The sequence below is a fragment of the Magnetovibrio sp. genome (genome assembly GCF_036568125.1).
Taxonomy (GTDB): domain Bacteria; phylum Pseudomonadota; class Alphaproteobacteria; order Rhodospirillales; family Magnetovibrionaceae; genus Magnetovibrio.
The window spans coordinates 260,158-282,676 of the sequence record NZ_DATCTF010000004.1 but is presented as its reverse complement, the minus strand read 5'-3'; the positions used below and the strand labels follow the sequence as shown (position 1 = coordinate 282,676).

Below are 22,519 nucleotides of genomic sequence, written 5' to 3'. Positions count from 1 at the left end.
CTTGCTCCATTGCATAGCGAGATATCTTAATCGGGCAAGTCGACGATATGGTCTTCCAGATCGCCCGCTTCACTGGCCGAGATGCAGCGCCCGCGCACCGCGATGCCAGCCTTGAAAATGCTGTCGGGATCGCCGCTGACCAGGGGATGCCAATCGGCCAGATCGCGGCCCTCGGCGAGGCGGCGATAGGCGCACGAATACGGCATCCAGTGCAGCTCGCCGACGTTGGCGGAGGTCAACGCCACGCAATCGGGCATATAGCGCTGGCGCTCCGCGTAATGCGCGCACCGGCATGTTTCCAGATCCAGCAGGCTGCACGCGACGTTGGTGTAGCTGATTTCGCCGCTGTGCATGTCTTCCAATTTTTCCAAACAACACCGTCCGCAGCCATCGCAAAGCGATTCCCACTCTGCCGGGGTCATGTCTTGGAGGCGCTTTTTGCGCCAAAAGGGAATTTCACCCTGGGCGTTAAGCTTTGCGTTTGTTGGATTTTTTGGGCTTGGATTGAGAGGCACCGCTCACCTGACCATGAGTTTTTATGAATTCAGCCAATTGCGGCTGAATGATACCACGCCATTTGCGTCCATTGAAAATACCATAATGACCAACGCCATTTTGCACGATGCGCGCGCGCATGTGCGCAGGGATATCGGGACAGATGGTGTGCGCGGCGGCCGTCTGACCGACGCCAGAAATATCGTCCAGTTCGCCTTCCACCGTCATCAACGCCACATCCTTAATGGCGGTGGGGTCAACGCGGCGGCCGCGATACATCAATTCGCCCTTGGGCAAGGCATGATCGTGAAACACCGCTTGGATGGTTTCGACGAAGTATTCCGCCGGAAGATCCATCACCGACATGTATTCGTCGTAGAACTTGCGGTGCTGGGTCGCGCCATCGCCGTCGCCACGCACCAAATGCCAAAAATGGTCCATATGTGCGTTCATATGGCGGTCGATGTTCATGCCCAAAAAACCCTGCAATTGCAGAAAGCCGGGGTAAACCTGACGTCCGAAACCCGGATAGGTCAATGGCACGCGGTGAATCGAATGGCTTTTGAACCAAGCCAGGTCGTGTTCCTTGGCGAACGCGTTCACCGCCGTGGGGTTTTCGCGGGTATCCACCGGGCCGCCCATCAGTGTCATGGTACGCGGAATCACCCCGGGCTTGCCCGCGGCTATATCTTCGGCCTGCACCGCCACAGCCGCCAGCACCGGCACTGACGGCTGACACACCGCCACGACATGACAATCGGGGCCCAGCAATTCGAAGTAGCGTGCCATCAGCTCGATATAATCGTCGAGGTGAAAGTCGCCCGCGCCCAACGGCACGTCGCGCGCATCGATCCAGTCGGTGATGTAGACATCGTGCTCGGGCAGCATCGCTTGTACGGTGCCGCGCAGCAAGGTCGCATAGTGGCCCGACAGCGGCGCCGCCAACAAAACCTTCGGCTGATCGTCGCCACCGTCTTTGTGAAAGCGCAGCAGATTGCAAAACGGCGTTTCGTCGACAATCTCTTCGCGCACGGCCACGGTCCGCGACCCTTTAGGCCCGTCCATCGTGACGTGTTGAATTCCGAATTCTGGCTTGCCATAGCGACGGATCAAGCGTTCCGCGACCTCGAGCGTGGCGGCCATCGGCCGGCCATAGGGGGTGTGCTGGAACGGCGTCAACGCCGTGCGCGATGCCTTAAGCCACGCGCGATACGGTCCGAGCGCAGCATGCTGAAATTCATGTAAGTGGTAGAGCATGACTGTTTATCTAGATTCCCGTCTCTGAACCGCTCGCGGTCCATATCTGGTTCCCCTCGAACCTCACAGGAAAAGCCTACCCTGTTTTTGGTGCACTGCACATCTTTTTTTGCACTGCACCATAGGGATGATCTCTCAATCCTTGGGCTCACGATCGATCAGATGAATGAACGAGCCGAACACGTTTTGGTTCACCAGCCCCATACGACCGAGCTTCGCGCCGTCGGCGTCCTGGGCCTCGAACAAATGGATGCCCGGACCTTCATTGGTAACGGTGGCATAGTGAAATTCGTGACCGCGAAACCGGGTGTGCACCGCGCCCAACGGGGTTTCTGCGATCTGCACCAAACGACGGTAGCCGAGACTGAGTTTGCGCCGTTCGAACGACGTGCCCAATGGCAGCAATCCGGCCATGGGGTGAGTGGTGCCGTCGGCGTCCTGCATGCCGCGCCCCAGCACCATGTAACCACCGCATTCGCCGTAAACGACCGCACCACGCGCCGCTGCGGCGCGAATACCAGCCAAAAAGCGATCCGCGCTGGACAGTCGATAGGCATGCAGTTCGGGATAGCCGCCGGGCAAAAACACCGCATCCGCATCCGCCGCCGGGACTTCATCGTCAAGCGGCGAAAAAAAGCTGATCTCCGCCCCTTGGTTGCGCCAGCCCTGCAACACCATCGGATAGGCGAAGGCAAATGCCTCGTCGCGGGCCACGGCGATGTGTTGGCCCAACGGCTGCAACGGCTTGACCGCGCCGCTCGCCGCCCAACCATTGGCCAGCGCTTGCAGCGCAGCCATGTCCACATGCCGACCGATGACGTTACCGGCATGCGCCATCAGAGCTTCCAAGCCCTCATGTTCGGCGGCTTGAATGAGCCCCAGGTGACGTGACGGCAGTTCCAACCCCGGTTCCATCGGGATCATGCCCAAAACCGGAATGTGCGGCACGGCATACGCCATGGCTTCGCGGATCACGCGTTGATGACGGGCGCTGCCGACCCGGTTGAAGATCACACCGGCGATGCCGAGCGATTCGCGAAAGGTATCGAAGCCTTTCACCAGCGCGGCGGCGGATGCGCCCTGGGCGCGGCTGTCGACCACCAAGATCACCGGCCAGCCGGTGCGCCCGGCGATGTCGGCGGTGGATCCTTCGGTCGCGCTGGCGCCGTCGAACAACCCCATCACCCCTTCGCACACCACCAAATCGGCGTTTTCGCCAGCGGTTGCCGCGGCAGCCATCAAGGTGGATGGGCGCATCGCCCAACTGTCGGCGTTGAAGCACGGCTGGCCCGTGGCGCGGGCATGAAAGGCGGGATCGATATAATCGGGGCCCGACTTCATCGACGCAACGCGCACGCCTTGAGCCTTCAGGTTTGCCAAAATGCCCAGGGTCACCACGGTCTTGCCGCTGCCGGACGACGGCGCAGCGATGATCAGGCCGTTGACGGTTTTTTCACCGGACATGGCGGGAACTCCTTAAAGGATTTCAGCTAGTCGTTTGGCCATCGCGGCAGGTGGCGTGCCATGGCTGAAATGCGCCGCGTACTTGCCGTCCGGTCCCATCAGGTAAGTGATGGAACTGTGATCCATCAGATAGTTTCCGTCCGGATCGTCCTCGTTGACCTTGGCGTAAAAGGCTCGATAAGCCCGCGCCACGGCTTTGATTTGCTCGGGCGTGCCGGTCAGGCCGACCAGCTTCTCGTGAAAATGCGGAACGAAATCGGCCAACGATTCGGGCGTATCGCGATCCGGGTCCACGGAAATGAAGATCGGCACGATTTTGTCCAACTCTTCGGGGCTCAGTTGATCCAAGGCTTCGGCAACGATGCTCAGTGAGGTCGGACATACGTCGGGACAGAACGTGTAGCCGAAATAAACCAGCATGTATTTGCCGCGGAAATCCTCATCCGTAACCGCTTTGCCATTATGGTCCACCAGTTGAAACGGCCCACCGATGCTGACCGAGCTGGAGCTCGACGTGCCCCCGCCGTGACCGACCAGATAATAGCGCCCGACCGTAGCGGCGACGACGAAGCCCAGCGCGGCTAAGGCAATAACAACGATGCGTTTCATGGGTATCCCCTGCGGTTGTCCCTTGTTTGAAGCCGACAATACGAGCCCTCCCCCCCCATCGCAAGGGCCAACAGCGCCTTTTTTCGCCTCGAAGTCTGGCGTTGCCGTCCCCGCGCGGCGTGCCTAAAGTGTCGCCATGACCGAACCTTCTTCCGAACCGAGCCGCAAACCCACTGGCGTAGCCTTGCGCAAAGGCTGGACAACGGGTGCGTGCGCGGCGGCGGCGGCGGCGGCGGCGTGGCGGGCCCTGCAAACGGGCGAATTCCAAGACACCGTGACCATACGCCTACCGCGCGGCGACACGCCGACCTTTGTGCTTGCAACGCGCCAATTGGGCGACGGATTCGCGCGCGTCGGCATCGTCAAGGACGCCGGTGACGACCCCGACGTCACTCATGGCTTGGAAATCATCGCCGAGGTATGCCCCGGGCCGCCCGGCGGGGTCAGCTTCGCTGCGGGCGAAGGCGTCGGCACCGTGACCTTGATGGGCCTGCCGCTGCCCCCCGGCGAACCCGCCATCAACCCCGGACCGCGCCAACAAATCGCCCAAGCCTTACAAGCCGTGGCCCACGAACTCGACCCTGCCGTCACGACACCGCCGGATGTCAAAGTCACCATTTCCATTCCCGGCGGGGCGGAAGTTGCGAAAAAAACCATGAACGCGCGGCTCGGCATCGTCGGCGGGCTTTCGGTGCTGGGCACCACCGGTATCGTGGTGCCGTTTTCGTGTTCGAGCTGGATTCATTCCATCCAGCGCGGCGTCGACGTGGCCCGTGCCCAGCACTTTCCCCATATTCTCGCGTCTACCGGTCGGACCTCGGAACAGGCCGCGAATAGCGAGCTGTCTTTACCCCAGGAAGCGCTCATCGACATGGGCGATTTCGCCGGCGGACTGCTCAAATACGTGCGCGCCCACCCGGTCGAGCGCCTGACCATCGCGGGCGGTTTCGCCAAGCTGGTCAAATTGGCCCAAGGGGCGATGGATTTGCATTCGGCGCGTTCCAGGGTCGATTTCAATAAACTGTCGGATCTCTTGGCTGTCGTGAGTGATGATCGAGACGCGATCGAAGCGGCGCAAACCGCCAACACCGCGATGCGGGTCTTGGAACTGGCCAACGACGACGCGGGCGCATTGGCTAATTTGGTCGCCCGCCAAGCCCGCGAGGTCGCGTTGGCGACCTTGGCCGGAGGAACGGACGTCACCGTGTGGGTCTATGACCGCAACGGCAACCGCATTGGAGAAGCCTCATGAGCGCCAGCATTTTGATCCTTGGCGGCACGATGGAGGCCGCGCAATTGGCCCATGCCCTGGCGGCCCAGCGCCCCGACTTGGACGTCACCATCGCCCTGGCCGGCGTCACCCGCGCACCGTCCGACATGCCCGGCCATGTGCGTATCGGCAGTTTCGGCGGGGCCCAGGGTTTGGCCGATTTCATCCAGCGCCGGGGCATGAAAGCCGTCATCGACGCCACCCACCCCTTTGCCGCCACCATGACGCAAAACGCCGTCGAGGCCTGCGCAATAACCTCAACGCCACGTCTGCGCCTGGACCGTCCGTCGTGGACCTTGCCCCAAGACGCCGACATCGTGTTCGTACCCGACGCTGACGAGGCCGCGCGGCTGGTGGCGCGCACGTCCGAACGCGCATTCGTGACCATCGGGCGCAAGCAACTTGCGGCCTTTGATCAGGTGCGCGACGTGAAGCTGTTTGTTCGCCTGATCGACCAGCCGGATGCGCCGCTTGGCTTGGACGACTGCACCGTCATCGTCGGACGGCCACCGTTCGACCTGGCCTCGGAAGAAGCCCTGATGCGCGCGCACCAAATCGATACCTTGGTCAGCAAGGCCAGCGGTGGCGATTCGACCCGCGCCAAGATCGACGCGGCGGCCAAAGTCGGCGCGCGTATCGTGCTGATCCGCCGCCCACCGCCGCCCGACGGCGACCGGGTGAGCAGCATCGAAGATGCGCTCGGCTGGCTCTACGTGCACGTATAATGGAAGTGCCTAAGACGCTTTGATCTCACGCAGGACGTGGCTATGCGCAGCATCGTATAGCTTGCTGTTCGTAAAGTCTTCAGAGGCTAAAACACGTCCCACCAAGATCAATGCGGTGCGGGTAAAGCCGGCCTCTTTGACCTTGGCGCGGATGTCGCTCAGCGTTCCGGTCAGCACGGCTTGATCAGGCCAACTGGCGCGGTAGACCACCGCGACCGGGCAATCGCCACCGTAATAGGGGCTCAGTTGTTTGACCACCGGACCCAGATTGTTGATCGACAGATGCACCGCCAAAGTCGCGCCGGTCTTGGCGAAATTTTCCAAGGTCTCGCCCGCCGGCATGGCGCTGGCGCGCACCGAGGTGCGGGTCAAAACGATGCTCTGGCTGATGTCGGGCAAGGTCAATTCGCGTTTGAGCAAAGCCGCGGCGGCGGCAAAGGCGGGCACGCCCGGGGTGACATCGTAATCGATGCCCAGGGCGTCCAAGCGGCGCATCTGTTCGGCGATCGCGCCATAAATCGACGGATCGCCGGAATGCACCCGCGCCACGTCTTGGCCTTTCGCATGCGCGGTTTCGATTTCGGCGATGATTTCGTCCAGATGCAGCGGCGCGGTGTCGACCACGTGGGCATCGTCGCGGGCCTCGGCGACGATTTCGGTGGGCACCAATGAGCCTGCATACAGCACCACCGGGCACGTCTTGATCAAGTTCAAGGCGCGCACGGTGATGAGATCGGGCGCACCCGGTCCCGCGCCGATAAAGTGAACGGTCATGGGCTCAGTTGCCTCCAAAAATGCTTTTGAGGATAATGTCGATGGTGCTGCTTTGCGGCGCGACATCCGGACTTTGCGGGCCCGGCGCGGCCAATGTGCCGTCGGGCGACGTGGCTGGGCTTTGTCCCGCGCCGGTGCGGGCACGCACCACATCCTTGATGACATCGAGTATCACGCCCGTGGTCTTGTCCACCAGAACGACGTCTTGATCGACCTCGATCACGTCTTGAGTATCCGCGCGGGCGGGAAGCTTAGCGGCGAGATCAGAAGGCAGATCACGCTTGGCCAAGCCCGGCGGCAGGCGGCCATTTTTGTCGAGCTGCTTTTGCAGACCCGGCGGCAGGCTGTCGCGTTTGGCAAGGCCCGGGGGCAGCCCCTTGGACTTGGCCTTATCCTTCTTGTCGCCTTTGTCCTTACCCTTATCCTTGCCCTTATCTTTTTTCTTTTTGTCTTTTTGACCTTTTTCGCGATCGCCGTCTTCATCGTCGTCGCGATCTTGGTCCTCGGCTTTGGCCTCATCGTCCTTGACCGCCCAGGTTGGCGGTGTGGTGTCTTCGGCGCGTTGCTGCACGTCGACGCCATAGTGCTCACCGATGATTCGCTTTTCGAGTTCGCTGAACACCGCATCGCGCACGATGTCGGCACTGGTTTGCGCCCGGACCATCGATGCCGTGGATACGGCGAGCACGATGGTGAGCGTTACAATGGCCAATTTTTTCATCAGTCGTTTCCTCCCGCTTGGGCGTCCATTTTGCCGCCATATCCTCGCGGCGTATAGACCCAGCAGTTTTGCCCGCGTTCGATCACCCGGGTGTCTTCGCCGCCGACCATCACCAACGTCAGCATATCGGCGTGGTCCGGGGTCAAGTCGCCCAAGCGGATCACGTCGATTTTTTCGTCCGGTCGGCCCAATTGACGCGCCAGCACCACCGGAGTGTCGGAACTGCGCTTGCTCAGCAAAATATCGCGCGCCTCCGCCAACTGGGTACGGCGGCGCTTAGACACCGGATTGTAAAACGACACCACGAAGCCGCCTTCGGCCGCCGCTTTCAAGCGCCGTTCGATCACATTCCATGGCGTCAACAGGTCGGACAGGGATATCAGGCAGAAATCGTGACCGACCGGCGCGCCGATGCGCGCCGCGGCGGCCTGAAACGCGCTGATGCCCGGCTCAACTTGAATGTAGAGGCGGTTCCAGTCGGCGCGATCTTCGCGGTCCAAAAGCTCGAACACCAGCGACGCCATGGCGTAGATGCCGATGTCGCCGGAGCTGATCAACGCCACGTCGCGGCCTTCGGCGGCCAATTCCAACGCCTGGCGCACACGCGCTTCTTCTTCGGACAGGATCGAGGTGTGGCGCACCTTGCCTTTGATCAGGTCGGGGATCAGGTCGAGATAAAAGCCGTAGCCGACCACGTCGGTGACTTGGCTGATGACGCGGGTCACTTCGGGGGTGCGCCACGCGTCGGTACCCGGCCCGATGCCGACCACGAACAGCCGCCCACGCCCCTTGCCGACCTCGGCCGGTTTGATGCCGCGTTCATCCAGCGCCACCGCACAGGTGGCGCGCTTGGATTTGTGCTTGGCGACGATCAACTCGCCACCCGATGCCGCAGCCAAGGCCGCGCCTTCGCTCACCCCATGGCAACCGACCTCGGCAAACACCACGTCGGAGGGATTTTTCAATTTCGGCGTTTGCGCTTCCAGTTCGGCAGCGGTGAAAAAGCGTGCCGGAACGCCCAATTCATCGGCCAAATGCAAAACCGCTGCTTCATCCGATTTTACGTCGATGGACGCAACACAGGCGATGGACTGTTTCGCCAGACCTGCCGCCGCGAGGGTCTCGTCGACCAACGCCGACAGCTCGACCGGATCGCAGTCGCGCTCACATCCGACGCCCAGCGCCAAGGTGGGCGGGTGCAGCACCAACGCCTCTTCCTTGTCCGCTGCCGCCATGTGGGTGACGCGCACGTTGAGTGCGCCGCATTCCCGAAAGCCTGCGGGTGCGAGCCACGAAGCATCGCCGCTCTCAACGTCGAGCCCGACCTTGTCGCCGTTGAGCAACGATGTCGCGATGGATTTGGCGCGCTGCGGGTTCGCCACCGACCAGCCGTGGGGCGGCTCATCCAGCGCAACGCCCAAATGCGCATCGCCCGCCGTGGTGATCGCCGCTTGGCCGTGGGTGATGCCGGCGATCGCCGCCGCCAAGTGGTTGGCGCCATGGTGACCACCCAGCAGCGGCACCGCGAACGCACCGTCGGGCGAGACCGCGACCACCGGCGGTTCTTTATATTTGTCGGCCAAAAGGGGCGCCAACACCCGCATCACGATGCCCGCCGACATCACGGCGACGATGGGCGTGCCGCTGCGGTAGAGATCGCGCAGCGTTTCGGCGCTGTCGGCAAACAACTGGTCCACGCTGCTGGGCTCGAGACGTTCAGTACGGCCCCACACTTTGGCCCCCGGCAACCCGGCTTTAAGGCGCTGCGCCGTTGCCAACCCGGCCTTATTCAGACACACCACCGTGGCATTTTGCGGCGCGTCCGCCGCATGGTTCATTTTGCAAGCCGGAACCAAAATCATCGAAAAATACGAAGAATCACCCTCAAAATCGGCAAATTTTGCGATTTTTTGCTCAGTTGTCGATGCCCGCTCGATCCACATGGCGTCATCCAAGCGCCCGGCACTTAAGAGTGCGCGTTTAACCTTACTTACATGACGGCCGATTTTCATCACCGCGACGGCGCAGCGCGGGTCACGCAGCCGCGCGGTCAATACACCCTCGGGCAGTGTCGCGGGCAGGGCCTGAAACGTGTCGTCACCGCGCGTCAGCGGCAATGTCGCCGCCGCGCTACACGCTTGCACAGAGGTCACGCCTGGCACCACCTCGATCTCGTAATCGTCGATCAAGCGTTCCATCACGTATTGAAACGATCCGTAGAACAACGCGTCGCCTTCGCAGATGAACGTGACGTCGCGGCCTTGTTCCAAATGGGCGCGAAATTCGGGGATGGCGTGATCGTAGTACACCTGTCGATCCGCGCCGCTGGCATCCATGGGCACCGCCACGGCGAGCACGTCGACCCCCGTCGGCACAAAAGGCTGCACGATTTCCAGGGCCAAGGGCGCTTTTCCGCTTGCGTGCATATGCGCGATAACCTGAGCCTGCGCAAGTTTGGCGCGCGCGCGCACCGTCATCAAATCTGCGGCGCCCGGTCCGATGCCAATTCCGATCAGCTTTCCAGGATGAACCTCAGATGCTTGAGCATTCACTTTGTTATTCTTAATCATTTTTAGTTTCCAATGGCTTAACCGCCATCAATTGCATAACCGTACGCATATTTTCAAATAAGGTTATTTTTGGCACCTTATTATCCTGTCGTGAAATGGCGATTTGAATCAGATCACCGTGAATTTCTTGGTTCATTTTTGCCAGTTCGGCGGCCCCTTCGACGGTGACCGCATTGGCCACCAAACGTCCGCCGGGTTTAAGCCGCGCCCACGCGGCTTGCAACAAACCCGGGACCGCAACGCCCCCGCCAACAAACACCGCATCAGGCGCACCGTCGAGGGTTTTCAGCGCCGTCAAAGCCTCGTTCTGTTCGATTTTCAAATACGGCACGCCCAACGCATGGGCATTGCGGGCAATGCGCGCGGCGCGTTCTGGGTCGCGTTCGATGGCCACCGCACGACATGACCGGGCGCTGCGCATCCACTCGATGCCGATCGACCCCGCCCCGGCGCCGACATCCCACAGCATTTCGCCGGGTAACGGAGCGAGGCGCGCCAAGGTCACGGCGCGCACTTCGCGTTTGGTGAGCTGACCGTCATGTTCGAACGCATCATCGGGCAATCCCGCCAACCGCGACAGCGGCCGCGCACCGGGGCCTGCGATGCATTCGATCGCCAAGGTCGCAAGGTCGGCGCACGTACCGTGGCTCCACCGGTCCGCCGTGGCCTCGACGCGTTTTTCCCGTGCGCCGCCCAGGTATTCCAAAACCGTGATCCGGCTCGGCCCGAAACCTTGATCCGTGAGCAGTTGTGCGACCTCCGCAGGGCTGTCGCCGTCGCGTGCCAACACCACCAAGCGAGCAGCGGGCGCAAGATGTAAATTGAGGCTTTCGAGCGGTCGCCCATGAATGGTCACCACGGTGACGTCGGGCACCGACCAGCCCATGCGCGCGCACGCCAGGCTGACCGCGCCGGGGGCGGGCACAACGGCGACGCGCGACGCGCCAAAACGGCGGATCAGCGTCGCCCCGACGCCAAAATGCAACGGATCGCCTGACGCCAACACCACGATGCGCCGATCTAAGCGGGCTTCGATCTCGTCCAACGTGGCGTCGAAACCCGCCGACCAGTCCAACCGTTCGGCGTTGACGTCGGGGGCTTTTTGCAGGTGGCGCTCGCCGCCGATCAAGACCTCGGCGCCGTCGACCAAGGCCAGCGCGGCAGGCGAAAGGCCAGCGAGACCGTCTTCGCCGATGCCCACGACCGTAATCACGGAACCCGCGTTCATGGATTGCCCCCCAGCGCAATGGCGTTGAGCGCACCCGCCGCGACCGCGCTGCCGCCCAGACGCCCCGCCATGGTGATCACGGGGATATCCATGCCGTCGCCCATGGCGAAGTCCATCAACGCCTGCTTGCTTTCCGCCGCACCGACGAAACCGACCGGAAAGCCCAGTATCGCCGCCGGTTTGGCCGCGCCGCCCTGCAGCATTTCGAGCAAGCGAAACAGCGCCGTCGGCGCATTGCCGAATACGCACACCGCGCCATCCAACTGATCCGCCCAGCGCTCCACCGCCACGGCCGAGCGGGTTTCGCTGCGCGCCAGAGCTTCTTCGGCCACGCCATCGTCGGTCAAACAGCAGCGCACCAAATTATCGGCGGGTAAAAAGCGCGCCGTGATGCCGCGCGCCACCATCTGCGCATCGACCAAGATCGGCGCACCCGCTTGCAACGCCGCCCGAACGCGTTCCGGGGCATCGGGGGTGAAGCGCAGGTGATCGGCGGCTTCCAGCAACGCGGTGGCGTGGATCACGCGTTCGGCCACGGCTTGCATGAGTCCCGGCAGATGGCCGAGCGAAGCCTCGGCGCGGATGCGCACGAAGCTTTCGCGCGATATGGCGTCAGGTTCGCGGATGTAGTCGAAGGGAATCGATGCTGAAGACATGCTCAGCCCTCCGCGTCACCGTGGGTGTGGTCGTGATGGTGCCCATGATGGTGATGATGATGGCCGTGGCCATGATGCACGCCGCGGTCTTGGGCGTTGTCTTCTGTGCCGACGCCCTGGACATGGTGGTGATGGCCGACTTGCACTGCGCCGTGATCGTGTTCGTGACCGATGATCTGCTCGCGGTATTTACACAGCTGGCAATTCATCACCCCCGCACCGTTGAGGGCGTCTTCCATGCGCCCGATGAAGGCGTCAATGACCTTGGGATGATCGTTGAGGTACGAGGCCTTAAGAATTTCCACGTCCGGATTCGCCGCTTGCGCTTCATCGGCCCAGTTGTAGATGCGGGTGACCAAGATGCCGGAAAACAGAAAGTACGGGAACACCACGATGCGCTTGAAGCCCATCTTGGTGACCCGCGCCAGGGCTTGATCGACCAAAGGATAGGCCACGCCCGAATAAGCCGTATCCGCCCAGCCGACCTGCAGGCCTTCCCACAACATGCGGGTGACTTTGGCGACGTTGGAATTGGCGTCCGAATCGTTGGTGCCGCGGCCGACCACCAGCAACAAGGTGTCTTCGCGCGCCACGTCGGTCTCGGCGGCGTCGAGCGCTTCTTCGATGCGCTGCTTCGCGGCCGCCAACAAGCGCGCGTCGATGCCGAGGTCGGCGGCAAACACCATCTCCAAATCGGCGTTCTCGGCGGCGTAGTTGTTCACTTCCGAGGGCAGGTCGTTTTTGACGTGCCCGGCGGCGAACAACATGCCCGGCAGGCAGACGATCTTTTTCGCCCCCGCATCGCGCAGCTTATCCAGGCCGGTGCGGATCACCGGGGTGGCGAATTCCAAAAAGCCGCTTTCGACGCGGTGTTCGGGCAGGCGTTCCTTGATGCGCACGGCAAGCTGATTGAACTCTTCAACCGCGCCGCGGTCGCGCGAGCCGTGGCCGCAAATCATGATCGCGGGCAGTTCACTGGAATGGATGTCGTGGGGCATGGCTGGGTCCTTACGCTGGTGCATGGCCTTCGGCGTTTGAAACGGTGCGGGTGGTCATAGCCTCCGTCCGCATGGCTCCGTTCGTGGTGTGCGCAGTATATAAACTTTGTTGCACCTGCGCACAAATTTATTTCTCCTCCCCCCGTCTCGTCGTTAGACTGCGCGCATGTTTAGCTTTGGCATCCTCAACGCGAACTCCGCGTTCGATCCGTTCTTTTTGCTGGTCTTGGCCCTGGTGCTGGACGCGGCGGTGGGCGGCATGGGCCCGGTGTTTAAGCTGATACCGCACCCGGTGGTGGTGATCGGGCGGGTGATCGGGTGGTTCGACGACAGGCTCAATCGTGCAAATCGCAGCCAGGTGGATCGTTCCGCGCGCGGCGCGCTGGTGGTGGTGATCGTCGTCGCCCTGGCCGGGGCGGTGGGATGGGGGGTGCAGTGGCTGACCTTTCATCACGATTTCGGCTGGGCGGTGGAACTGTTTTTGCTCGTCGCGCTGCTGGCCCAACGCGAACTTTACGCCGCCGTGCGCAAGGTTTGGGCGGCGCTGCACCACGGCGGCATCGAAGACGGACGACGGGCGGTGGCGGAAATCGTCGGCCGCGATCCGGCACAATTGGATGAACACGGCGTGTCACGCGCCGCCATCGAAAGCCTGGCGGAAAATTTTTCCGACGGCGTGATTGCGCCGGTGTTTTGGTACGTGCTGTTCGGTTTTCCCGGCTTGCTGGTCTACAAGGCGGTCAACACGCTCGATTCGATGATCGGCTACAAGAACGAACGTTACCACGCGTTCGGCTTCACCGCCGCCAAGCTCGACGACGTGCTGAACCTGATCCCGGCGCGGTTGGCGGGCTTGATCTTGGTGCTGGCCGCGTTCGCCGCGCCCAAGGGCAATCCGGCGCGGGCGTTCAAAACCATGTGGCGCGACGCCGCCAAACACAACTCGCCCAACGCCGGCTGGCCTGAGGCCGCCACCGCGGGCGCGCTGGGTCTGGCGCTGGCGGGTCCACGCAAATATCCCCACCATACCGTCGATGCCGCGTGGATCGGCGACGGAACCGCCAAAGCCACCGCGCGCGATATCGAACGTGCGTTGTATCTTTATGTCGTGGCGTGCCTTATCAATGTGCTGATCGTCGCGGTAATCGCGGTGTATCGCTTTGGAGTGGGCACTTAAACTCAATCATCAACTTGCCGGATAAACCGGCAGCGGCAAGGCCTCGATTTCCGGCTTGGCGAATAAATAGCCCTGAAAATACCAGATGCCCAAATCCCGAAGGGTTGCAAAATCCTCTAGCGTTTCGACGCCTTCCGCGATGACCTCGACACCAAGTGCGCGCGCTGTATTGACCGCCCCTTGGGTGATGATTTGCTTGTCGCTGTGGGTGCAAATGCCCTGGCAAAGTTCCATATCCAGCTTCAGCACTTGGGGCTTGAATTTGGTCAGCAGGTTGAGCCCCGCGTAACCAGAACCAAAATCATCAATGGCGGTGATAAAGCCGCGTTCGCGATATTCATCGAAAATGTTGAGCAAATGAACCGGATCGTTCACCGGTTCGGCTTCGGTCACCTCGAACATGATTTTGCTGACCGGCAGGTTGAACTGATCCGCCGCTTCTATGGTCGCACGGATGCATGTTTCCGGCCGGTACACGGCATTGGGCAGGAAATTGATGCTCAGATTGCAACTGATCCCCAATCGTGTGGAAATCTCAATAGCCTTAACCCGGCAGGTTTGGTCGAACGAATATCGGTTTTCTGGCGTTATCCGCGAAAGCACTTGCCCTGCGCCTGCGCCGTCGGCGCCCCGGACCAAGGCCTCATAAGCAAAGACGCTGTTGTTGCGCACATCAACGATCGGCTGGTATGCCATGGTGATATCGAAACCCAACGGATTTTGCTCGAGACAGTTCTTGCAGCCCAGGGGCTTAAAGTCTGCGTTCGCGTTCTGTGATTTCCCCATGGGTCATGCTCAACCGATTATGATGAATATGTAAAACGCCCGTGTTCGCCCGCGCGTTACATATCATGACGAGGGCTTTAAATTTCAAGGCGATAAGAAGTTGAGCGTCCAGTGTTAATGGCTTGATCACTTTGTGTTTTCAATGACTCCAACCCGAGACATCGAAGTTGTGCATTGGCGATCGGGGTTATCTTGAATATCGACCCTATCGCGCTGAACGTCGGAAAGCCCGCAGCTTGGTCGTGCCGAAGGGTATTTGCACAGGCATTTATTTTCTCGACACGAACCGTGAAAAGCTTATCTAGGTCAGAGGACAATTTTATCCCCAGGTGTTCAATGGCTGATCTCACCCTGTTGGCGGTGTTCGTGCCGACTTTCTTCTTTGTTTCGCTGACGCCGGGCCTGTGCATGACCTTGGCGCTGACCATGGGCATGACCATCGGCGTGCGCAAGACGCTGTGGATGATGACGGGTGAGTTACTCGGCGTCGGTCTGGTCGCCGCGTCGGCGGTGATGGGCGTCGCCGCGATACTGACCCAAAGCCCCGAACTGTTCTTGATCTTGAAATACGGCGGCGGCGCGTATCTGGCCTACCTGGGGGTGCAGTTGTGGCTGTCAAAAGGCCGTATGGCCCTGCGCCTGGACGACGACAACGCCGCACCGCAACCGCGCCGTGGCGAACTGGCTCTGCAAGGCTTCATCACCGCTATTTCCAATCCCAAGGCGTGGGCGTTCATGGTCGCGTTGCTGCCACCGTTTATCGACCTGGAACGCGCCGTCGCACCGCAACTTGCCATCCTGGTCGCCCTGATTTTGGTGATGGAGTTCGTGTGTCTGGTGATCTACGCCTCGGGCGGCAAAACGCTGCGCAAATTCCTGCAAAATTCGGGCAACGTGCGTTTGCTCAACCGGGTCGCGGGATCGTTGATGGTCGGCGTCGGCGGATGGCTGGCGTTTTTGTAGATCTATTGCGCCAAATTCAGCAACGCGTCGAGGTCCAGACAGCTTTCCAGGTGCGCCGCCAGATCGTCCAAGGCTTGCTCGACGCCGTGTTCATATGCCGCGCCGCCGCTACGGCCTTCACGCAGACGCGACAGAAAATCGTGGCGAAAGGCATCGGAAGCGAACACACCGTGCAGATAAGTGCCCATGACTTGCTGCGACGACGAACGCGCGCCTTCTTCACGGCCGTCGCCCAGATGGAACCACGGCGCGAGGCGGGCGGGTCCTTCGGTGAGGCCGATGTGCATTTCATAGCCTGATATGTTTATCCCGGTTGCAGCTTCGCGGCCCTCCACGTGTTCCAGCGTTTTGTCGCCGGTGAGTACGGTTTCGACATCGAGCAGGCCGAGGCCGAGCTCCTCACCCGCCTCGCCCTCGATGCCGTCGGGATCGGCGATGCGCTGGCCGAGCATCTGATAGCCGCCGCACAACCCCACCACCAGACCGCCGCGATGGACGTGGGCGGCGATGTCGACATCCCAGTCTTCGGCTTTGGCCGCGCGCAGATCCGAGATCACCGATTTGGATCCGGGCAGCACCACCACGTCCACGTCACCGGGAATCGCTTGACCGGGCTCGATCATCATCACATCGACGTCGTCTTCGGCCATCAACGGGTCGAGATCGTCGAAATTGGCGATGCGCGGCAGGCGCGGCACGGCAACGCGGATACGCCCCATCCCGTCGCCCCGGCCGGTTTCCGCCCAGCGGCCCATTGAGGCGCTGTCTTCCTTGGGCAGCTTGCCCGCATCCACGAACCACGGCACGACGCCCAGCGCGGACCAGCCGGTGCGCGCCTCGATATCACTCAGGGCGGGTTCGAACAGCGATATGTCGCCGCGAAATTTATTGATGACGAAACCTTTGATCCGCGCTTGTTCGGACGGCATCAACACCGCATGGGTGCCGACGACTTGCGCGATCACGCCGCCTTTTTCGATATCACCAGCCAAAATTACCGGGACATCGGCGGCCTGGGCGAAGCCCATGTTGGCGATGTCGCCGACCCGCAGGTTGACTTCGGACGGACTGCCCGCGCCCTCGACGATGACCAGGTCGCACTGAGATTTGAGCCGTTCGAACGCGGCGATCACTTCTGGCAGCAAGGTTTCTTTGAAGGTGCGAAAATCCTGGGCCGTGGCATGGCCGCGCATGCGTCCGCCGACCACCAATTGCGCGCCGTTTTCCCCTTCGGGCTTGAGCAGCACCGGGTTCATGTCGGTGTGCGGCGCGACCACGCACGCCCGTGCCTGCAAGGCTTGGGCGCGGCCGATTTCGCCGCCGTCCTCAGTGACGGCGGCGTTGTTGGACATGTTTTGCGGTTTGAACGGACGCACGCGCAGGCCCCGTTTGACAAACGCCCGGCACAGCCCGGCGACGATCAGCGACTTGCCCGCGTCAGAACCGGTCCCTTGCACCATGATGGCGCGGCAGTTCGCATCCTTATTGGGCATCGAGCGCCGCCCGCAGACTGTCGGCCGCAGAATTTTGCGCATTGCCTTTCAACACGATGTCGGCGGGCCCAATGGCTTGGCCGTAAAAAGCCTCGTTGAGATCGTTGCGCCGGATCAGCGCGCTGGCTTCCAGCGAGCCGCCCGCGAACATGCCGATGCCTTGCGTAAAGGCCAACACGTCCGCGCCGACATTACCGGTGGTCGAGGCTTCGACGCCCGCGCCGACGGTGCCGACGATCAGACCGAGATCCGCACCCAGTTTGCCCTGACTTTCGATGATCGCCGCGACCGCGTCTTGGCTGAACACCAACAAGATCACGTCACCCACCTGCGCGCCGACTTGCAGCCCGATGCTGCCCGACGCCATCAGATAAAACGCCGGATAACCCCACCGCCCGCTGGCGTCCTTGGCCAACAAAACGCCGCTGCCTCCTTCGGCGGCGAACACGAAACCGCCTTTGATGACACCCGGAAAGATGACGATACCCTGGGCCTGGGGCAGCAGCGCACGATATTCGTCCATCGGCTGGTCGCCGGATGCCTTGAATTTCTCCACCGTCATTTGCGCGGCTTGCACGATTTGGTTGGCGCGTTCCTCATCCGACATGGGCTTTGTGGCGCATGCAGCCAACCCCGCTACCAGTACCAATGCCATAACGGCACGTGAAATTATCGCACTTGTATGCATTGCACTTGGGCCCTCTTTAATTTGCTTAATTTGCGTCCAACGGCATGCGCACTGGTAGCATACAAAAGTTAAAATTCGATGCCTTGCTGCGCTTTGATGCCGGATCGGAACGGGTGTTTGACCAGCGTCATCTCGGTCACCAGATCGGCCGTGTCGATGACTTCGTCCAGCGCGTTGCGCCCGGTCAGCACCACATGCAGGTCTTCGCGCTTGTTTTTCAACGCATCCACCACCATCGCCGCGTCCAATTGTCCGTAACGCAGCGCAATGTTGATTTCGTCCATGATCACCAGCGAGATGGTTTCATCGGCCATCATTTTCGTCGCGGCGTCCCACGCGCGCATGGCGGCGGCCTTGTCCCGTTCCAAATCCTGACTTTCCCAGCTGAAGCCTTCGCCGTGGGCTTCGATCACGCATTGATCGCCGAATTTTTCGAACACCGTACGCTCGCCGGTGTCCCACTTACCTTTGACGAACTGCACGATGCCGACGCGCCGGCCATAGCCCAACATGCGCAACGCCATGCCCCACGCAGCGGTGGATTTACCCTTGCCCTTGCCGGTGTGCACGATCACCAACCCGCGCGTTTCAGTCTTGGCCGCCATGATTTTATCGCGGGCGGCCTTCTTTTTTTCCATTTTTGATTTGTGGCGCTCTGCGTCATCACTACCGGACATGGTGAATTCTCCAATATTTTCATACAAAAGGGTAAAATGGCTTAGGGATACGCAATAGATTGATGCATTCTTATATTAATCAAGTGATTGCTGTGCTGAGATCTAAATTAGGAAGCGGTTGACGATTATGGATTCAGCAAGAATCCTTTTGGCGGGCGGCGGTGCGGAAACCGAAAATGCGTTGCGGGCGGCCTTCGAAGGCGACGGCATCGATATCGACCTCGTCCATGCCAGCGATGCCGATGACGCGCTTACCGCCCTGGTCAGCCAGAAATTCCAAATGTGCATCGTGCGCGCCATCTCCGACAAGCCTCAATTTGCCTTGTTGGTGTGCGAAGGCGCAAAAGAAGCCGGCGTGCGCATACCGATTATCGTGTTGATGGACATTGCCAGCCGGACTTTTGAAAAAGAATTCCTCGATGCTGGCGCACTGGCCGCCATGCCGTGGGACGGCAGCCAAGACGCGATGCTGCGCAATTTCGTTCGCCTGACGGTGATTTTGCGCCAGTCGGAAGAAAATCTGCGCAAAACCAACGACCGCTTGGTCCAGGAAATGCTCACCATTCAAGACGAACGCGAACGCGCCGAAAGCATGAGCGTGCAGTACGTCGAGCTGGCGGAAAACTACGCCATAGCCAAAGAAGCGCTGGAAAAACTGAACCAAGAAAAGAACAAATTCTTTTCCATCATCGCCCACGATCTACGCAGCCCATTCACCTCGCTGTTGGGCTTCACCGCGCTGCTGGAGCAACGCGCGGAACAGTTAACGCCGGAAAAAGTCAAAGATTACGCCGTCACCATCAACGATAGCGCGACCCGTGTGTTCAAGTTACTGGAAAACCTGTTGGAATGGTCGCGTCTGCAAATGGACCGCGTCGAGGTCGAGCCACGTGACTTCCCGCTCGGCGATATCGCAGGCAAGACCATTGACGTTCTCGGCCCCGTGGCCGAGCAAAAGGGCCTGGTGCTGCAAGAAGAGGGTACTGCGTCCCATGTTTTTGCCGACCCTCACATGGTCGACGCGGTGATCCGCAACTTGGTCAACAACGCCATCAAATTCACCCCCAGCGGCGGAACCATCACCATTCGCTACTCATCCACGCCTGATAAGGCTGCCCGCGTCGATATCATCGATACAGGTGTCGGCATGGAGCCCGCGACCGCCGAGAAAATTTTCAACCTCTCGGAAAACGTCACCACCCAAGGCACCAATGGCGAAAAAGGCACCGGCCTCGGCCTGTTGTTGTGCAAGGAACTGGTGGAACGCAACGGCGGCACAATCTCTATCGCCAGCGCCCCCGGCGAAGGATCGACCTTCAGCTTCACCTTACCCCTGGGCCCCTCCCAAGACGTCGCGGCAAAGAAAGCCGTGAACATCTAATTTCGCCGATCACTTTGTTCTGGCTACCGTTTCTTCATCAAATTGGGTATGTTGCCGTACAAGGGACGCTCACTGCGGGCCGCGTTCCTGACGCGCGCCACAAACGTACGAGGCAACAGACCCACGTGACTGAAAAACCGATACGCACGCCCAAAACCACCGCCAAACCCGTCATCGGTTGGCGGGAATGGGTTTCCCTGCCTCAGCTCGGCATCGAACGCATCAAGGCCAAAGTCGACACCGGGGCGCGCACTTCGGCATTGCATGCGTGGGCCATTGAGCCTTATGAATGCGACAATGAACTTTGGGTGCGATTTCAGCTGCATCCCATTCAACGCAACAACCGCACCGTCGTGTCGTGTACTGCTCGCGTGATCGATCGCCGGGCGGTGCGCAACACCGGCGGTAAACAAGAAATGCGCTACGTCATCACCACCGGCGTCACGCTCGGCAATGTCAGCTGGCCGATCGAGGTGACGCTGACGAACCGTGATAAGATGGGGTTCCGTCTGCTTTTGGGCCGCACCGCGGTGAAAAACAGATTTCTCATCAACGCAGGCCGCTCCTACTTGTCGGGACGCAAGTCGGCTGGTTAATTCAGTTTAGGGCTACCCCTAGCGCTTCAAGGATTGTTCTATGAAAATCATCATGTTGGCCAGAAATCCGGAGCTGTATACGCACCAACGCTTGGTCGACGCGGCCCGCGAGCGCGGCCACGAAATCAACGTCTATGACACGTTGCGATGCTACATGAACATCACCTCGCACCGTCCCGAATTGCGCTATGGCGGGGAAAAAATAACGGGCTACGATGCCGTGATTCCGCGCATCGGCGCGTCGATCACGTTTTACGGCACCGCCGTATTGCGCCAATTGGAAATGATGGGCGTTTATCCGCTAAACGAATCCGTGGCCATCGGGCGTTCGCGCGACAAGCTGCGTTCCATGCAGCTGCTGGCGCGCGACGGCATCGGCCTGCCCGTCACTGCGTTCGCCCACGACACCAAAATGACCGATGAGGTCATCGATATCGCCGGCGGCACCCCGGTGGTGATCAAGTTGCTCGAAGGCACCCAGGGCATTGGCGTGGTATTGGCGGAAACACCGCGATCCGCCAAATCCGTGATCGAAGCCTTTCGCGGCGCCAAGGTGAACATCTTGGTTCAGGAATTCATCAAGGAAGCAGGGTCCACCGACATCCGCGCCTTGGTGGTGGGCGGCAAGGTGGTTGCGGCCATGCAGCGCTCGGGCGCGGGCGATGACTTCCGCTCCAATCTGCATCGCGGCGGCAGCGCCGAAAAAATCAAGATCACCGCCGAGGAGCGCTCCACCGCGCTGCGTGCGGCGAAATCCATGGGTTTGAATGTCTGCGGTGTCGACATGCTGCGCTCCAACCACGGTCCGGTGGTGATGGAGGTCAACTCTTCGCCTGGACTTGAGGGCGTCGAAACCGCCACCAACGTCGATGTCGCCGGCAAGATCATCGAGTTCTTGGAAAAGAACGCCAAACCCGGCAAGACCAAAACCAAGGGCAAAGGCTGAACGCCATGGCGGCGCCTTATGTCATCAACGGCGTTTCCATCCAACCCGGTGAACGGCGCACCGTCGACGTCCCCGTCAGCGTGTTGTCCAACCACACGCCCATGAATATGTCGGTGCATGTGGTGCACGGCAAAAAGCCCGGGCCGGTCTTGTTCGTGTCCGCCGCGGTTCATGGCGACGAAATCATCGGCGTCGAGATCGTAAGGCGGTTGTTGAACGCCGCCGCCATCCGCCGCCTCAAGGGCACCATCTTGTGCGTGCCCATCGTCAACGCCTTCGGCTTCATCAACCATAACCGCTATCTGCCCGACCGCCGCGATTTGAACCGCAGCTTTCCCGGTTCGGCCAAAGGCTCGTTGGCGGGCCAACTGGCGCACCTGTTTATGAATGAAGTGGTGCGTCACGCCGACGTCGGCATCGACCTGCATTCCGCCGCCCAGCATCGCATCAACCTGCCGCAAATCCGCGTTTCGGGCGAAGGCAACCGCACCTTGGAACTGGCCAACGCGTTCGGCGCGCCGGTAATCTTGGAATCCGATTACCGCGAAGGTTCGCTGCGCATGGCGGCGCACGACATCAACGTCGACGTGCTGGTCTACGAGGCCGGCGAGGCCCTGCGCTTCGACGAATTCGCCGTGCGCGTCGGGGTCAAAGGCATTTTGCGGGTGATGAAGACGCTCGGCATGATCGGCCCCAAAAGCGTCACCGACACCAAGACCAAGTCGCACTTCGCCACCTCCAGCCATTGGATCCGCGCACCGCGCGGCGGCATGCTCAGGGCCTTTCGCACCATCGGCGATTCGGTCCAGGTGGGCGACATCATCGGCATCGTGTCCGACCCCATCGGCGACAAAGAACGCGAATTGGTGGTCGGCACCGGCGGCGTGATCATCGGCCGCACCAACCTGCCGGTGATCAATCAAGGCGACGCGCTGTTTCACATCGCCCACGTGCGACGCGACGGCGCGGTGGAAAAATTCGTCAACCAGGCGGAAAAAGAATTCGAAGTCGATCCGCTGTTCGACGAAGACGAAATTCTTTAAGG

At 60.8% G+C, this 22,519-nt stretch carries 22 protein-coding genes; 8 read left to right on the top strand and 14 right to left on the bottom strand.

Annotation, left to right across the window (positions count from 1 at the left end; all coding sequences use genetic code 11):
* Nucleotides 1–26: 26 nt before the first annotated feature.
* From VIN96_RS01810 to VIN96_RS01795, 4 genes are all read right to left on the bottom strand, one after another.
* Nucleotides 27–515, bottom strand: coding sequence for a YcgN family cysteine cluster protein (locus VIN96_RS01810; RefSeq protein WP_414675583.1), 489 nt, complete (start codon nucleotides 513–515; stop codon nucleotides 27–29).
* The gene (locus tag VIN96_RS01805) at nucleotides 469–1,752 is read right to left on the bottom strand and encodes a polyhydroxyalkanoate depolymerase (RefSeq protein WP_331893706.1); all 1,284 of its coding nucleotides are present in this window, start codon (nucleotides 1,750–1,752) and stop codon (nucleotides 469–471) included. Before VIN96_RS01805 ends, VIN96_RS01810 begins: the two co-directional genes overlap by 47 nt.
* A gap of 135 nt (nucleotides 1,753–1,887) precedes the next feature.
* Nucleotides 1,888–3,216 carry a cobyrinate a,c-diamide synthase gene (locus tag VIN96_RS01800; protein ID WP_331893705.1) on the bottom strand — a complete coding sequence of 443 codons (1,329 nt, stop codon included), beginning with the start codon at nucleotides 3,214–3,216 and terminating at the stop codon, nucleotides 1,888–1,890.
* A 12-nt stretch (nucleotides 3,217–3,228) separates the two neighbouring features.
* Nucleotides 3,229–3,825, bottom strand: coding sequence for an SCO family protein (locus tag VIN96_RS01795; protein WP_331893704.1), 597 nt, complete (start codon nucleotides 3,823–3,825; stop codon nucleotides 3,229–3,231).
* 136 nt (nucleotides 3,826–3,961) lie between these two features.
* Between VIN96_RS01795 and VIN96_RS01790 the strand changes: the two genes are divergently transcribed.
* A complete protein-coding gene (locus VIN96_RS01790; protein WP_331893703.1) occupies nucleotides 3,962–5,077 on the top strand; it encodes a cobalt-precorrin-5B (C(1))-methyltransferase in 1,116 nt (371 codons plus the stop codon).
* The gene (locus VIN96_RS01785; protein WP_331893702.1) at nucleotides 5,074–5,820 is read left to right on the top strand and encodes a cobalt-precorrin-6A reductase; all 747 of its coding nucleotides are present in this window, start codon (nucleotides 5,074–5,076) and stop codon (nucleotides 5,818–5,820) included. Before VIN96_RS01790 ends, VIN96_RS01785 begins: the two co-directional genes overlap by 4 nt.
* A gap of 9 nt (nucleotides 5,821–5,829) precedes the next feature.
* On the opposite strand, the gene cobM is transcribed toward VIN96_RS01785, so the two are convergent.
* The 6 genes from cobM to VIN96_RS01755 are packed head-to-tail and all read right to left on the bottom strand — an operon-like array spanning nucleotide 5,830 to nucleotide 12,767.
* Nucleotides 5,830–6,594, bottom strand: coding sequence for a precorrin-4 C(11)-methyltransferase (gene cobM / locus VIN96_RS01780; RefSeq protein WP_331893701.1), 765 nt, complete (start codon nucleotides 6,592–6,594; stop codon nucleotides 5,830–5,832).
* Between the two features lie 4 nt (nucleotides 6,595–6,598).
* A complete protein-coding gene (locus tag VIN96_RS01775) occupies nucleotides 6,599–7,315 on the bottom strand; it encodes a hypothetical protein (RefSeq protein ID WP_331893700.1) in 717 nt (238 codons plus the stop codon).
* Complete coding sequence (gene cobJ, locus VIN96_RS01770) at nucleotides 7,315–9,885, bottom strand: precorrin-3B C(17)-methyltransferase (RefSeq protein ID WP_331893699.1); 2,571 nt, start codon at nucleotides 9,883–9,885, stop codon at nucleotides 7,315–7,317. The genes VIN96_RS01775 and cobJ overlap by 1 nt, the downstream gene beginning before the upstream one ends.
* Nucleotides 9,878–11,113: a precorrin-6y C5,15-methyltransferase (decarboxylating) subunit CbiE gene (gene cbiE / locus VIN96_RS01765; protein ID WP_331893698.1), complete on the bottom strand. Its 1,236-nt coding sequence runs from the start codon at nucleotides 11,111–11,113 to the stop codon at nucleotides 9,878–9,880. The genes cobJ and cbiE overlap by 8 nt, the downstream gene beginning before the upstream one ends.
* Nucleotides 11,110–11,769, bottom strand: a complete 660-nt coding sequence (locus VIN96_RS01760) for a precorrin-8X methylmutase (RefSeq protein ID WP_331893697.1) — start codon at nucleotides 11,767–11,769, stop codon at nucleotides 11,110–11,112. The genes cbiE and VIN96_RS01760 overlap by 4 nt, the downstream gene beginning before the upstream one ends.
* 2 nt (nucleotides 11,770–11,771) lie before the next feature.
* Entirely contained in the window at nucleotides 11,772–12,767 is a 996-nt protein-coding gene (locus VIN96_RS01755; protein WP_331893696.1) for a sirohydrochlorin chelatase, read from the bottom strand.
* Nucleotides 12,768–12,933: 166 nt separating this feature from the next.
* On the opposite strand from VIN96_RS01755, the gene cbiB reads away from it, so the two are divergent.
* Nucleotides 12,934–13,944 (top strand): adenosylcobinamide-phosphate synthase CbiB, encoded by a 1,011-nt coding sequence (gene cbiB, locus VIN96_RS01750; protein WP_331893695.1) that lies wholly within the window; start codon nucleotides 12,934–12,936, stop codon nucleotides 13,942–13,944.
* Nucleotides 13,945–13,953: 9 nt separating this feature from the next.
* Here cbiB and VIN96_RS01745 read toward each other — a convergent pair whose 3' ends face one another.
* Nucleotides 13,954–14,730 carry an EAL domain-containing protein gene (locus VIN96_RS01745; protein ID WP_331893694.1) on the bottom strand — a complete coding sequence of 259 codons (777 nt, stop codon included), beginning with the start codon at nucleotides 14,728–14,730 and terminating at the stop codon, nucleotides 13,954–13,956.
* A gap of 336 nt (nucleotides 14,731–15,066) precedes the next feature.
* Here VIN96_RS01745 and VIN96_RS01740 point away from each other — a divergent pair, with 336 nt between their 5' ends.
* The gene (locus VIN96_RS01740; RefSeq protein ID WP_331893693.1) at nucleotides 15,067–15,693 is read left to right on the top strand and encodes a LysE family translocator; all 627 of its coding nucleotides are present in this window, start codon (nucleotides 15,067–15,069) and stop codon (nucleotides 15,691–15,693) included.
* 2 nt (nucleotides 15,694–15,695) lie between these two features.
* On the opposite strand, the gene VIN96_RS01735 is transcribed toward VIN96_RS01740, so the two are convergent.
* The 3 genes from VIN96_RS01735 to cobO form a co-directional block, all read right to left on the bottom strand.
* Complete coding sequence (locus VIN96_RS01735; RefSeq protein ID WP_331893692.1) at nucleotides 15,696–17,186, bottom strand: cobyric acid synthase; 1,491 nt, start codon at nucleotides 17,184–17,186, stop codon at nucleotides 15,696–15,698.
* Complete coding sequence (locus VIN96_RS01730; RefSeq protein WP_331893691.1) at nucleotides 17,176–17,841, bottom strand: lipid-binding SYLF domain-containing protein; 666 nt, start codon at nucleotides 17,839–17,841, stop codon at nucleotides 17,176–17,178. The genes VIN96_RS01735 and VIN96_RS01730 overlap by 11 nt, the downstream gene beginning before the upstream one ends.
* Nucleotides 17,842–17,942: 101 nt before the next feature.
* Nucleotides 17,943–18,551: a cob(I)yrinic acid a,c-diamide adenosyltransferase gene (gene cobO / locus VIN96_RS01725; RefSeq protein ID WP_331893690.1), complete on the bottom strand. Its 609-nt coding sequence runs from the start codon at nucleotides 18,549–18,551 to the stop codon at nucleotides 17,943–17,945.
* Between the two features lie 127 nt (nucleotides 18,552–18,678).
* Here cobO and VIN96_RS01720 point away from each other — a divergent pair, with 127 nt between their 5' ends.
* From VIN96_RS01720 to VIN96_RS01705, 4 genes are all read left to right on the top strand, one after another.
* Nucleotides 18,679–19,932 (top strand): HAMP domain-containing sensor histidine kinase, encoded by a 1,254-nt coding sequence (locus tag VIN96_RS01720; RefSeq protein ID WP_331893689.1) that lies wholly within the window; start codon nucleotides 18,679–18,681, stop codon nucleotides 19,930–19,932.
* A gap of 125 nt (nucleotides 19,933–20,057) precedes the next feature.
* Nucleotides 20,058–20,528 carry an ATP-dependent zinc protease gene (locus VIN96_RS01715; RefSeq protein ID WP_331893688.1) on the top strand — a complete coding sequence of 157 codons (471 nt, stop codon included), beginning with the start codon at nucleotides 20,058–20,060 and terminating at the stop codon, nucleotides 20,526–20,528.
* 40 nt (nucleotides 20,529–20,568) lie between these two features.
* The gene (rimK, locus tag VIN96_RS01710) at nucleotides 20,569–21,474 is read left to right on the top strand and encodes a 30S ribosomal protein S6--L-glutamate ligase (protein ID WP_331893687.1); all 906 of its coding nucleotides are present in this window, start codon (nucleotides 20,569–20,571) and stop codon (nucleotides 21,472–21,474) included.
* A 5-nt stretch (nucleotides 21,475–21,479) separates the two neighbouring features.
* Nucleotides 21,480–22,517, top strand: a complete 1,038-nt coding sequence (locus VIN96_RS01705; protein WP_331893686.1) for a succinylglutamate desuccinylase/aspartoacylase family protein — start codon at nucleotides 21,480–21,482, stop codon at nucleotides 22,515–22,517.
* Nucleotides 22,518–22,519 lie beyond the last annotated feature (2 nt).